This is a genomic window from Methylobacterium sp. GXF4 (assembly GCF_000272495.1).
In the GTDB taxonomy this organism is placed as follows: domain Bacteria; phylum Pseudomonadota; class Alphaproteobacteria; order Rhizobiales; family Beijerinckiaceae; genus Methylobacterium; species Methylobacterium brachiatum.
On the sequence record NZ_AKFK01000022.1, the window covers coordinates 43,448 to 55,489 of the forward strand.

At 62.1% G+C, this 12,042-nt stretch carries 15 protein-coding genes and 2 pseudogenes; 7 read left to right on the forward strand and 10 right to left on the reverse strand.

The annotated features are described in order from the left end of the window. Positions 1–251 precede the first annotated feature (251 nt). The 3 genes from WYO_RS03620 (at position 252) to WYO_RS03630 (ending at position 2,633) form a co-directional block, all read left to right on the forward strand. Complete coding sequence (locus tag WYO_RS03620) at positions 252–578, forward strand: multidrug efflux SMR transporter (protein WP_007559157.1); 327 nt, start codon at positions 252–254, stop codon at positions 576–578. 584 nt (positions 579–1,162) lie between these two features. Next, positions 1,163–1,711, forward strand: coding sequence for a cell wall hydrolase (locus tag WYO_RS03625; protein ID WP_244424042.1), 549 nt, complete (start codon positions 1,163–1,165; stop codon positions 1,709–1,711). 511 nt (positions 1,712–2,222) lie between these two features. Further along, positions 2,223–2,633, forward strand: coding sequence for a hypothetical protein (locus tag WYO_RS03630; protein WP_007559160.1), 411 nt, complete (start codon positions 2,223–2,225; stop codon positions 2,631–2,633). A 402-nt stretch (positions 2,634–3,035) separates the two neighbouring features. Here the strand turns inward: WYO_RS03630 and WYO_RS03635 are convergent, their stop codons facing one another. From WYO_RS03635 to WYO_RS03645, 4 genes and pseudogenes are all read right to left on the reverse strand, one after another. Then, complete coding sequence (locus WYO_RS03635; protein WP_007559163.1) at positions 3,036–3,404, reverse strand: lytic transglycosylase domain-containing protein; 369 nt, start codon at positions 3,402–3,404, stop codon at positions 3,036–3,038. A gap of 3 nt (positions 3,405–3,407) precedes the next feature. After that, positions 3,408–4,400, reverse strand: coding sequence for an IS481 family transposase (locus WYO_RS03640; protein WP_007559165.1), 993 nt, complete (start codon positions 4,398–4,400; stop codon positions 3,408–3,410). Beyond that, a complete protein-coding gene (locus tag WYO_RS31430) occupies positions 4,322–4,630 on the reverse strand; it encodes a hypothetical protein (protein WP_165486540.1) in 309 nt (102 codons plus the stop codon). Before WYO_RS31430 ends, WYO_RS03640 begins: the two co-directional genes overlap by 79 nt. A gap of 1,160 nt (positions 4,631–5,790) precedes the next feature. Beyond that, positions 5,791–6,107 (reverse strand): annotated as a pseudogene (locus WYO_RS03645) (transposase); the annotation flags it as partial. A gap of 393 nt (positions 6,108–6,500) precedes the next feature. Here WYO_RS03645 and WYO_RS03650 point away from each other — a divergent pair. Together WYO_RS03650 and WYO_RS32080 are read left to right on the forward strand one after the other, a co-directional pair. Next, complete coding sequence (locus tag WYO_RS03650) at positions 6,501–6,698, forward strand: hypothetical protein (RefSeq protein WP_007559168.1); 198 nt, start codon at positions 6,501–6,503, stop codon at positions 6,696–6,698. Positions 6,699–6,933: 235 nt separating this feature from the next. Further along, positions 6,934–7,317: a hypothetical protein gene (locus tag WYO_RS32080; RefSeq protein WP_081496923.1), complete on the forward strand. Its 384-nt coding sequence runs from the start codon at positions 6,934–6,936 to the stop codon at positions 7,315–7,317. Positions 7,318–7,328: 11 nt separating this feature from the next. On the opposite strand, the gene WYO_RS03655 is transcribed toward WYO_RS32080, so the two are convergent. The 3 genes from WYO_RS03655 to WYO_RS03660 all read right to left on the reverse strand — a co-directional run bounded on the left by WYO_RS03655 (position 7,329) and on the right by WYO_RS03660 (position 8,392). Beyond that, complete coding sequence (locus WYO_RS03655; protein WP_007559170.1) at positions 7,329–7,550, reverse strand: hypothetical protein; 222 nt, start codon at positions 7,548–7,550, stop codon at positions 7,329–7,331. Positions 7,551–7,824: 274 nt separating this feature from the next. Then, positions 7,825–7,974 (reverse strand): hypothetical protein, encoded by a 150-nt coding sequence (locus WYO_RS31435; protein ID WP_007559171.1) that lies wholly within the window; start codon positions 7,972–7,974, stop codon positions 7,825–7,827. A gap of 136 nt (positions 7,975–8,110) precedes the next feature. Then, entirely contained in the window at positions 8,111–8,392 is a 282-nt protein-coding gene (locus tag WYO_RS03660) for a hypothetical protein (protein WP_007559173.1), read from the reverse strand. 212 nt (positions 8,393–8,604) lie between these two features. On the opposite strand from WYO_RS03660, the gene WYO_RS03665 reads away from it, so the two are divergent. Next, positions 8,605–8,838: a hypothetical protein gene (locus WYO_RS03665; RefSeq protein WP_007559175.1), complete on the forward strand. Its 234-nt coding sequence runs from the start codon at positions 8,605–8,607 to the stop codon at positions 8,836–8,838. 109 nt (positions 8,839–8,947) lie between these two features. Here WYO_RS03665 and WYO_RS30700 read toward each other — a convergent pair whose 3' ends face one another. From WYO_RS30700 to WYO_RS32340, 3 genes are all read right to left on the reverse strand, one after another. After that, complete coding sequence (locus tag WYO_RS30700; RefSeq protein ID WP_128754938.1) at positions 8,948–9,373, reverse strand: HAD family hydrolase; 426 nt, start codon at positions 9,371–9,373, stop codon at positions 8,948–8,950. Between the two features lie 97 nt (positions 9,374–9,470). Further along, positions 9,471–10,871 carry a hypothetical protein gene (locus WYO_RS29650; protein ID WP_244424044.1) on the reverse strand — a complete coding sequence of 467 codons (1,401 nt, stop codon included), beginning with the start codon at positions 10,869–10,871 and terminating at the stop codon, positions 9,471–9,473. A 100-nt stretch (positions 10,872–10,971) separates the two neighbouring features. Further along, positions 10,972–11,637 (reverse strand): helix-hairpin-helix domain-containing protein, encoded by a 666-nt coding sequence (locus WYO_RS32340; protein WP_007559177.1) that lies wholly within the window; start codon positions 11,635–11,637, stop codon positions 10,972–10,974. Positions 11,638–11,851: 214 nt separating this feature from the next. On the opposite strand from WYO_RS32340, the pseudogene WYO_RS30705 reads away from it, so the two are divergent. Then, positions 11,852–11,986, forward strand: a pseudogene (locus WYO_RS30705) (IS3 family transposase); the annotation flags it as partial. Positions 11,987–12,042 lie beyond the last annotated feature (56 nt).

Consider the following 12,042-nt stretch of genomic DNA (forward strand, 5'->3'; position numbering starts at 1 on the left):
GGCGTTAACGAAGGGCCAACCCGGCCGAAGGTTGAATTCAGGGAACAGCCGTGCGGTCCCGGCCCCGATGATTCGAAAATGTTCACCGATTCGACGGACAAGGGGCATCGAAATCTGGCCGCATCCTAGGGCCGGCCGAGGCTGCGCACAAACGCCTGCCTGCACTGGCTGTCCGATCGCCGCTGCAAGGCCGGGGAAACCGGGTTCCTCTTGAAACCGTCTTCACCTCTCGAACGAAAGTCTTCCGCGCGATGAACCCTTTCCTGATCCTCGGGCTCGCGATCGGCGCGGAGGTCACCGCCACCCTGGCGCTGAAAGCCGCCGACGGCCTGACGAAGCCGGGGCCGACCCTGATCGTGGCCGTCGGCTACGGCACAGCTCTGTGGCTGATGTCGAGCAGCATGGACATGCTGCCGATCGGGATCGTCTACGCGATCTGGTCCGGGGTCGGCATGATCGGCGCGGCGCTCGGCGGCGCCTGGCTCTACGGCGAGCCGATCAGCCCGACCATGCTGGTCGGGATCGCGATCATCGCGGTGGGCGTGGCCATCCTGGCGGCCGGGCAGGGTCAGCACTGAGGCCCCCGCCCCGGCTGCCCAGGCCCCGCTCGGAAGCGGCCTGCCGAGGCCGGTGGTGATGCCGGCATAGCCCGCGCTCGCGACACCGCCCGGCGGTGCGGCGGTGACCGAGATCCCGTTCCGGACCGCCGCAGCGCCGTCCCGCGACCGATCGGCGGCCTGTGTGTCGCCGAGGTAACGCCGGGCCTTTCGCCCAATCCTCTCCCCGCCGCGACAGTTTCCCGGCACGGTCGCCGAATCCCGTGCCGCGCGGATTCCCGCGCGGCCGTTATGGCGCTGGCGGAAAACAGGTTTTCGCATCGGACGGGCCTGCCCGCCGCCGCAGCCGTCCAGGCCCGAAGGGAACGGGCTCCGGGCCTTCCCGGCCGGCTGGAGAGGCCTGCGGGGGGCCGCCCTGCGCGAGGCACGGGCGAAAGCCCGCCACATCCTCGCCGCGAACGTGAACTCAAGCTTGGCGCGTACAACGGCGGCGTGAGGCGAGACCGCGATAGGGCGGCCGTCTCGCACCGAAACGAGGCTGCAGGAGGATGGAGCGCTGATGCATGCGAGGTAGCGAGAGGACTCAGATCGTTTCCCGATTGGCCGTGCTGGCCCTCGCCGGCGGCCTGGGCGCGTGCAACACCGCGTCCCCCTTGACCACGGGATCGATCCCCGACCGCAAGCCGACGATGGTCGTCAGCGATGCCGAGCGCGACTGCCTCGGCCGGGCCATGTATTTCGAATCGAATCGCAGCGACGAGGGCGGCCTGATCGCCGTCGGCACCGTGGTCATGAACCGGCTCGAGGCCGCGATCTTCCCCGGCGGCATCTGCGCGGTGGTCGGACAGCCCGGCCAGTTCGCCCCCGGCGTCCTCACGAAGCCGATGCAGGAGCGCGATCTTCAGAAGGTCGCCGAGGCGGCCGACGCGGTTCTGGCCGGCGAGCGTCACCCGAAGGTTGGGAAGGCGATGTATTTCCACACCGCCGGCCATCACTTCCCCTACAAGAACATGCACTACGTCGCCGTGGCCGGCGGCAACGCCTTCTACGAGAAGCGCGATACCCGCGCCGCCAAGAAGGAGATGCCGGCTTCCGCCGCGCTGCCTCCGGCGGTCTCGAGCTATGCGGCGGGCCCGGTTCCGCCGGCGCAGTAGCGCTCGTCACGGGAGGGCCGGATCGGCCGGCCCGATCCGCGCGTGGGCTGGCGGGGCTGCACGCGCCCTGCCCCGCCGCCCGCCCGCCCCCGCACCCGCGCGGCTTTGTCCGGACATGACGCTATCGGCCGTCGAAGGCCGATGCTCGGGACGCATCGCGGAGGCCGCCGCCGCCCGAGCGTGCTCCCGCCGAATCCGTGCGCCCGCCCGGAAGGCGCCGGCCGGTTTTCGGAACCCGTCAGGCCATCCGGCATTCCCGTGCCGCGGTCTCGATCCTGTCGAACCCGATCCGGCCGCGCGGACATCCCGGGACGCGTGGCGACGCTCCGGTACGGCGGCCGCGGATGTTGTCGAACGGATTGGCGTGACCCGTAATGGCAGATGAACTGCCATCATGCCCGGCGGTAAATCTGTCGATCTGTCTCGCCGCCGCCGGGAGCGACGTTTACATCGACGGATGACGCTTTAGCTTGCTGGCTGAAACTACCCACGAATCACGGAATGCCGACCGATGATCGCCCATAGGGTAGCGCTCGCTGGCACGGTCCTGATGCTGGGCATCGCGCCGGCGGCCTCTCAGTTGCGCCGCCCCATGACCTGTACGGAGGAGGTGTCGGTAGGGCTGGACGCGGTCCCCCTCCCCGAGGGTGCGAAGCCGCAGCCGCAACGGGCGCGGACCTTCTCGCTGGTCTCCAGCGGCGGCTTGCTGACCGTCATCTCCGCCGGGCGCTCCGACTATTACGAATGCCAGGTGGCGTCGCCGCGCTTGAACGAGCGCACGCCGCGCAATGCGATCAAATGCCAGAACGGCGTCTATTTTCTGCTGATCGACCTCAACAAGCTGAACTTCGTCGAGGCACAGCTGAACCCAGAGGATCGCACCGAGATCAAGATGAGCTACGGCAGTTGCCGGAACCTCTGACGTCTCGGTTCGCGGGCGGCTTCGGGAGCGCGATGCCGCGAGACCGGAGCCGCGGCGCCTATCAATCCATCCGGATCAGGATGTAGGCCGAGACCGCGATGACCACGACGGTGACGGCAAACAGCAGGAGCGTCTTCGTGAACGGGCCGTCGGGTGGGTCTGGCGCGTCGTTCATAATGCTCCCCAGCCCCGGAAGGATGGTGGCGTCTGCCGTCTTGCTCAACGTCTGAGCGGCCGATAGGCGGCATCCGCATAGCGTGCCGAGTCATCTGCGCTGTCGGCGCTGAAGAATCCGTTTCGTGCGGGTGCTTCTGCCCCTATTCCGACGGGCGGTCGGCTCAGATACCGGCCGCCAAAAGCGTGATTCTGCGCATCCGAGGCATCTCGGCCGCGCACGGTGCATCACCGGCAGAATTGCGTCGCCGCCGGGGTCCATTGACCGAATCCTGTCGCGACCATGTTGGCGCCGACCCGGCAGATATACTGCTTCTGTGCCGCATTGTTGTTCGGCTCGGCATGGTAGCGGGCCACCGCCATGGTCCAGCTGCCCTCCCGCTTCTTAAGTTCCTGCAGGAATTGCGTGGCATATCGCACGTCCGTGTGCGGGTCGATCATGATCCCGACCGAGCTGAACTTGCTGTCGTGAAAATGGTGATTGATCTGAATGCAGCGGAGATCGATCAGGCGCACGCCGTTGCTGCGCGCTTCCGTGAAGCAGGCCACGACGTCCCGCGGCCCCGTGCCGAGATAGGCGGTCCCGGCGATGTTCACGCCCTAGATGTTTGGTCCCAGGATTTGGTGGTGCGGGTTCTGAGTGAACCTAGAGGGCTCGTCCACCCAGGCTTTGCAGATAGCTTCGTAGGGTGTGAGGCCGCGTAGCGTCTTGAGGCGGCGGCCGAAGTTGTAGGCGGCCACGAAGTCTTCGAGGTGCTGCCGGAGCTGATCGTGGCTGTCGTAGTGGAAGCGTTTGACGGTGGCGTCCTTGATCGTGCGGTTCATCCGCTCAACTTGACCGTTCGTCCAGGGATGGCGCGGCTTCGTGAGACGGTGCTCGATGTCGAGGTCGGTGCAGGCACCCTCGAAGGAGTGGCAGCGGAACAGCACCTTCTCGGCGCGCATCGCTCTGATCTCCTCCGGCGTCCACGTGTTGCCGGACGGCTCGGTGAAATGCGTGCCGTTATCGGTGAGCACGGTGTGGATCTTGTAGGGAACGGCGGCAGCAAGGGCCCGCAGGAAATTGCCGGCGACCCGGCGCGTGACCTTCTCGTGCAACTCGGCGAAGGCGAACTTGGAGGTCCGATCGATCGCCACGAGCAGGTAAAGCCGGCCTTCTTCGGTGTGCACCTCAGCAATATCGATGTGGAAGTAGCCGATCGGGTACCGCTTGAACTTTGCACGGAACGGCTTGTCGCCCCCCACCTCGGGGAGCCGCGAGATGCCATGGCGCTGCAGGCAACGGTGCAGGCTTGAGCGCGTGAGGTGCGGGATCGTCGGCTGGAGGGCGTAGAGGCAGTCGTCGAGTGGCAGGAGGGTATGTCGGCGGAAGGCGACGATCACCGCCTCGTTCTCCGCCGACAGCACCGTGGATCGGGGTTCTGTGGGGCCCGTCTTCCGGTCAGCCACAGAGGACCGCTTCTTCCACTTCGCGACGGTCTTTGGGTCGACGCCGTAACGGGCCGCCAGCGCCCTCAGACTCGCTTGACTATGCTGTATCGCTCGACGGACTGCCGCTGTCGTCGTGGCGCTCCCGTGCTGAACCTGGCCCATAGCGCGTCCTTCCACTCACGTGAGAAAACTGCACCATCAAACCCTGGGATCAAACATCTAGGGCTCAGCGAGCCGCGCCGACCAGCCTCCGCGAGGCCGACGCCGTAGAACACGCCCAGCGGCACGCCGTAGCGGGCGGAGGCGCGCGTCATCTCCTCCTCGCAAACATTCGCTGCGGCCGGGACAGCGCTGGAGATAAATGCTGCTGTCACGAGGACGTACTGCTTCATCCGTCCGTTCTCCTTCGCGTCTGTTGCTGGTGGCCCGGCACTGGATGCACGAGCAACATTCCTAAGGCGCGATCGGCCGCACTGTATCCGAGGATTGAAACTTTCCATTTCTTCCCACCGTAGATCGTCCTCCATCCCGATGGAGTGGCGGTGCGTTGACCATGATCAGTTTGATCTGCTTGATAACTGGTACAATTTCAGCCGGGGCGTCTTTGGTTTGCGAGCGGTTCAAGGTCATTCTAGAGGCTGCCAGCGGCGCACTGTTTCTAGCAGGACTCTGTACTCTCGGCGCGGAATTGCCGCTGTTCAGGTAGCTCTCGGCGATCTGAGCCCTCATGAGATTTGGCGGCTTGGTACATTCCATACGATTGAAGTACGGGCCCGTCGGAGGCTAAGCGTGGCTGTCGAGCCTACACTCGGCAGCCCACGTCCGCGGTGATCGCTCTCCGCCCCCGATAGCGATAGGTCAGCGGGCGTGGGCATCGCGAATTTTGCGTTCCACAGATCGGGAGCGGCGTTCGCGACGTTGAGCAAGTATCTCTGCATTCAGTCTGAGGTCGGATTCGTCTCCGATCTCCACGCTCGCCTCGTTGGGCTTTACTCCTCAGACTGCTCGAAGGGCCGGCGTGGATGCCTTGCGGTCTGACTCGGTAAATTGGATTGGTTTCCGTTCCTCAAGCTTCAACATAAGTGGTCATGTCGGCACGCCTTGAGGGGGCGGTTCGTCGGCCTTCCACGCTCGTCTCAAGCTCGCCCCACACTTGCCGAGGGGCGGGCGTGGATGCCTGCTTCCGATTGGCGAGCAGATATGGGGCCTAAGCTAGACAGTAACATCGGCTCATGTCGATCGCGACCACCTTTGGGAAACCCATTCTCCTTCAGAGCCAACGAGAGGGCACGGATGCTTTCTGACGCCCTAATTTTGACCTAACCGGTATTTTGGACCGTTCGGATGAGAGGCTACTGCATGGTAGCGGCCATGGGTCGCCGGAAGGCCGGATCCGGGAAGCTGATAGGCGCGGGCGGCCGATAGCCGAGTGAGGAATGCGGTTGCATGCGTTCTGCCATAGGCCGATCACGATCTGCGCCTCCTTCGGCGCTGGGAAGATCACCCGGCGCAGGCACTCGTGGCCCAGCTTGCCCTTGGAGCTCTTATCCCCGATGCCGTCCACCGCGTGCCGGCGTCGCTCGGGGGCCGCAAATTTTCCGAGGCGACGTCCGCCAGCACCTGACTCACCAGAAATAGATCGACCACCAAACGACGAAGGCGGGCGTTCTCGCGCTCCAGATCCTTCATCTTCTTCGCTTGATCGATTTTCAGACCTCCGTACGCGTTGCGCCAGCATCGGTAGCTCTGCTCGAAGACGTCCGCCTTCTTGCACGCGAGGGCGATGCTCTTGCCTTGTGCCGCCTGTACCTCGGTCTGGCGCAGCAGCACCACGACCTGCTCCGAGCTCGGCTTCTGTCCTCGCTTCATCCCCACCTCCGCCGGTCCAGGACGATCCTCTCAATCAGTCCGGTCCAAAGCCAGTCGGTCAGGTCACCGGCGGCCGGCGCGTGGTTCTGCACGATGTCGCGGAAGAGGTAGCGAATGCCGGGCCGACGATCTCACGAAAGGCGACGCGCCCCGCCAGGAGCGCGCCGCAAGTTCGCTCGCGGTCTCCTTGACGAGCTAGCACCCATTGGCAAGGCCCGGGCCATTCTACCTCGTCACACCGGCCCCGCAGCTCCCTGTGACAACGCTCGCCGTTCGTGGTTCATCGATCGGCGAAAAATTGTCCGATCCCCTTTGCCAGAAGGAGGGCAACCAACTTGGCACGCCGACATTAGGGCTGCAGTCTGTGGTTGAGATCTGGAGAGGCCTCACACAATGGCGAGCGAGCGCAAGGGCAAGGAGCCCGCTATCAAGCGCGAGGTCGGGCTTTTGGCAATAAGCCTCTTGACCTCCGCAGCAACGCTTTTTGAGATCTTGGTGATCTCGCCTGATGATCCGGTCACAGCGTTCGCAAGCGTTCTGCTGGCCAGCCTCGCAGCTACGGCAGTCACGGCTTACTTCTGGCGGAAATGAGCCGGCCTAGGCTGGGCTGTATCCTATCACCCATCCGTCGCCGGTATCCGGCTCTGCACCATGTCGCTGATTAGGGCGTCACAGGTGATGAAATGTTGCCTGCGACGGTGGAGCGTCGCCTATCAAAGACGAGTGTTCCGGAGCACCTCTCGTAGTGAGGTGAGGGGGTTAACTATGTCTCGCACCGTCATCGCCATCGTTACTTCTCAGGCGTGGGTGCTGGAGGGTCTCTACTATGTTGACTCGCGCCGCTACGAGTGTCGCTACCCCGATTTTTCTCGTGGCCTTGTGGGCTACGCCGTCCCTGGCACAGCCCGCCGCAAATGGCGGACCCAAGTTCCTTATTCACGGCAACTATTGCGGTCCGGGCAACAATGCCCCTCTGCCGCCGATCGACGCTCTCGACGCAGCATGTGCCCGTCACGATGCCTGCACACCGGATGTCGGGCTGCCCTCGAAGGCTTGTAACATTCGGCTGGAGCGTGAAGCAGAGGCAGTCGCCCGTGATCCGCGGCAACCCGATGGTGCGCGCTCCCTGGCGGGCTTCGTAGCCTCCTTTGCCGCCTCGAATGCGTCGAGCACGGCCCCGACGGTACTCCCGGCAAAGTTGGGCAGATGAAGGTTGGCGCTTCAGGTGCCCCCGGCCGGCGCCATCGTCCGCCCTCGCTGCGGCAGGACATCCTTGAATAGGTTGCCGGAGGCAGAGGCGCAGACGTTGGTCTCAGGCCCAGACAACTGAAGGAGGACCGACACGCTGCCGTTCACTTCAACCTTCGTACCGCTCACGACACTGGCGCGGCCGGCGGAAGCATCAAGGCGACGCTCACCCTTATGCATCGCCTCGAACGCCATTCTCGCCTTCTCCCGGGCTGTACAGCCCTCACCGTCGTCCTGGCCGACCGCGGGACGCGGTAGACCCTGGACGCGGGCGCCCTTCGAGGCTGCTGGAACCGCCACCCTTCAGGATGCTGCATGTCTTTAGGTTGCGTCTCAACAGGGGTTGTGCGCCATGTTCCGCATTTGTCCTCCGCTGAGTTGCGGGCATAGCCGTGCTCTTCAAGCCGGCGCACCAAGTCGCTGAGACGAGCCCGCAAGAGTTGCCGCAGCCCTTCGTATCGCGGGCGCCTTAGCTGGCGTAGCCGGTGCCGCCGTCGTGGACCTTGTTCGGATTCAGGCCGGACTTCAAAGTTGCGCGCCCGACGAGGTGTGCTGCTGACTCCCACAACTGGTCCTCCGGCACACCCTTCCAACGAAGCTGATCGATCGCGTTTGCCATCAGCTGGCTCGTGCGGGCCGCGCCTGCGCTCCCGCTGCCATCGCCTTTGGATTAGAGCCGCCGCCGAGCCCAGAAATGCGCCCGTCCGGCCCGTTGGGCACGATGGCGCTGCCGTCGTCGCCCGTGATCTTCCTCATCAGGTAGCGCCGGAATACCCCTCGCGCGCCGCGTCGCGCTGGGACTCCCGGGAAGGAGCCACGACCTGGTTCTGCGACTGCAGGAAGCCCATGATCTTGCCAACCCCATTCCGGATGGCTCTCATATTTTGATAGAACACCTGAGTGGCCGCCCTGGAAGCATCGTTGCGGAACCCGAAATTGCCGGCCACGCTCTGTAGCACCCGAAGCTGATCCGCGGCCATGCCGCTCTTGCGGCCGAGCTGCCCGTGGCTAGACAGGTCGCCGGACAGGCTGCTCAAGCCTGTTGACGATGCCGGCCACCGCTACGCCCGTCCCGAGTCCCGTGACGCCGACCCTCGACTTCCACCTCGCTTGGAAGGATCGAGGAACTGCGTGGACCTGACACCCTCCCTTGGGGAAGTGCCGCCTAGGCCCGCCTAAGTACTTCCACTTGTTGATTGCGGGATCCATCGTTGCACGCTACGGTTGTGTAGCGTGAAGGGATATCCCAATGCAGGCATCCGAATGCTGCATCTTCCGAGTGACGATCGCAGCGAGCCTCGGCTGGCTCATCGCACTCGCCATGATGTGGAAGCACGGCGTATTAGCTGCGCTGATCGTCAGCCCTCTGTTCGGAACTGCTGCAGCGGTCGCGGCTATGACGCTGTTCTGGTTCGTGAGCCTGTTCGTCCCGTGTGAGCCGAGGGCTCAGCAGGAAGGTGAGATTGCTCAGCGGCAAGCCTGAGCGCTTAAGGCTCAGTCTCACCGCATCCGTACCCAAAGACAAGCCGTGGCACGGGTTGCCACCTCGTCAGCTGTCTCGTGCAGGAAATCCGGTCTAGTCGGAGCGCGTTCTACGTTCTCGGTCGCATGAGCTGGTCAAGGTCGTCACCCGTGTTGCTGATGATGGCGAGCTTGTAGCGTTCACGTAACCGGTTGAGTGCAGCGGGCACCTCAAGATGCGGTTCAATACGTCGGAGGATCGAAAGAAGGGTTTCGTGATCATCCGTAGTTGCTCGGTAACCGAGTTCCGACAGCACTTCCATCAGAGCCAGCCGGAGGACAATCTTGTACTCCTGGTAAGGAGGACGGTCTTGGTGAAATATTGCTGCGCTCCGAAACCGATCGGCAAGGGCGATTGACCGCTCGTCCAGGTCGTCCTCGGGTGCGTGTTTGGTTAAGATTGCCTTCGCTGTCTCACTCACAGCTCGGTGCCATTGGACGAGGGTGCCATAGCAATCGAAAGTGATAACCTTCGGGATAGGATCAAGCTTGAGCATGAGCCTCGGATACCTTCATTCGAACGCCTTGCACCACGTAGCCGTGTAATTGAGTCAGCGCATATGCCGTCGTACAACCCAACCATCGATCGGCAGGTCAGTTCAAGGCGTATCCCAACAGCCCTTCGATCTTGTGGCCTTCGCAACGAGCGTCAGTGGAGACGAAGTGGTCATGCCCACCTGCATTGCAGCGGTAGATCGGTAGAGTACCCGTCTGCCGAGTGTCATAGACGTAGCCAGTCTGGCCTAGAGGGGTCTGGCCCTCGCAGTTCGGATCACGGCTAAGGAAGTGATCCGAGCCTGCTACGCAGCTCATGAGCTTGGAGGTCCCGGGTCTCGGAAGAAGAAATAGGGAGCCGACATTCGCTTCGAAGGCGTAGCCGGGATCGAAGTAGCCCGTAGTGACCCAATGACCATTCGGTCCAAGGGTTCGCTTGAGGGTAGCACGGTCGGACGTGTTTGTCTTGGTAGCGGTAGTGATCTGCCAGGTGCCAGGATACGGGTCACCGCCCGAGAAGAAGACGGTGATGTTTGGTAGGAATGGCGTGAGATTGCCGTAGGGGTCACGTTGGAAGCCCGGGCTGTGGTTCAAATAGAAGCCTGTGACGTCGGAATTAAGATAGCCAACGGGTGACCACTTCGCTGGCGTCCCACTCAGGAGGGTTTTCAGCGGCATCTTGAAAAGACCAAGCTGGTAAGTCTCTCTGTCTGGGTTGCGAGCTGGGTCTTTGCAGACCACCTGCTGACAGTTGCGACCCGGGAGGCCGGTAATGACATAGACATTGCCGGTGGCTTGATCATAGGCAAAATCCGAATTCGGGTTGACGGTAGTGCCATCAGTTGCCTCGATCGGTATCCGTATCGGCGAGTCGAAATTCACTCCGTCTGCAGTGTGGCGAACGTAAAGATCTCCGAAGCCAACGACACCTTGAGGTCCACTTAAATCCGTTGTGAAAATCAGTAGGCTGGATCGACCATCAGTGTTGATCGTTGCCGGCTGCCCGTTGCCATAATTGTCTTGGGCAACCGCTGGATTGAGCGGTGATATGACCGGATCGGGATAATTGATCCAGTTCAATTTGTCGTTAGAGAAAGCCAGGCCCGTTTGATTGTTATTACCTGGAGCATTGTCAACGCCGGAATAATACATTACGTAGTTGTAGTGACGGCCGTCCGCTGGGTTGGTGAAGCTGCCTTTAATCACGCTTGGATCGCAAACATGCACTCGGTTCCAGGATCCGGGAGTTGGCTGGAAGACGACTTGGGCAGGTGAGAAACCCGTCTGAGGGCTGTAGGACCGGTGAAATATGACGTCGGTTTTGCCTTGACCACACCACCAAAAATCGGTGGTTCCGTTCTCGGTAATCACGCTTGGGGCGTAGTTGTAACCCTTAGGTTTTGCCTCGTTGGAGAAGAGAGCCTTTGCTTCTGGTCCTTTCCATTCGGCATGTGAGAGCTGCAGGAACGTGGGAACAGCGAATAGGACGGCAACGGACAAGGAGGTAGCTAACTTCCGTTTCACATAACCTCCAAAGAGCTCTGATTAGCTGCGTCGATCAGGTGGAGATTCTAAGCAAGCCGGTTTGCAACAAACCAAGCTAACGGATCGTCACGGCCCCTCTAATCGCTTCATAGTCGCTTCGCTTAAGAACACGTCGGGCAAGAAGTTCATCGACTGAGACGTATGGGCGAAACTCAATGATCCGCTTTCCGATCATTCCCGCTCCGAGAGCGTTCAATTGCTCCACGGAAGCCGAGTTGAGATCGACGCTGCCAGCGGTGGCAACAGACTGATCGACGGGACTGTTTGTTGTCGTGTCGGTTCCCAAGCCGGAAGTCGATGTATCCTCAGGCGATTTGGCGGGTGATCGGATATCCGCCGATGCAGAGCGACTCACCGTTTCCGTAGAGAATGATTGCACAGCTGGGGCTGCGGCTGAGGAAGCCGACCCTGACGACTCTCCGCTTAGTGACGGAGGGGCAAGCTTAGCAGAGCTGGAGGATGGCCTAGTAGCGATGATGCGAATGGGCTGACCATTCGAATCTGTCGTTCGCTGTTGCTGAGAGAGTGGGACAACGGTAGCAGTCTGCTTTGCTCCACCAGATGGGGGACGGGGACCATAGCCAACCCATAAGCTGGTCAGCACCAATGCGACCACTGCGAGAGCGGCACTGATGGAAAGTGTCGATTTGCCCACGAACGAAACCCGGTCTGTCTGTGGAGGTGTGATCACCGCTGGCCGTGGCTCTATCATGGCGACCATCAAAAGCCGGAGCGAAGTAGGCTCAAGCTTTGCTCGGGCGGGATAGGCGTCCGACTCGATTCAAGAAACGATACTGAACGGCCAAGCCTGGCTCTCGGAGTTTGGGATTGCCCCGGTTTGGTGGACACCGAGACCGCTTTCGCGTGAGTGACCTGACCGGGTGGCTTTGGACCGGGCTGATTGAGAGGATCAGCCAGGACCAGAGGAGTCGGACATGCGGCGAGGTCAGAAGACGGGTGCGGAGCAGGTCGTGCTGAAGCTGCGCCAGATTGAGGTGCAGACAGCCCAGGGGAAAAGCATCGCCGTTGCCTGTAAGGAATCGGATGTCTCCGAGCAGAGCTACTACCGCTGACGTAAGGAGTACGGCGGCCTGAAGGTCGATCAAGCCAAGAAAATGAAGGATCT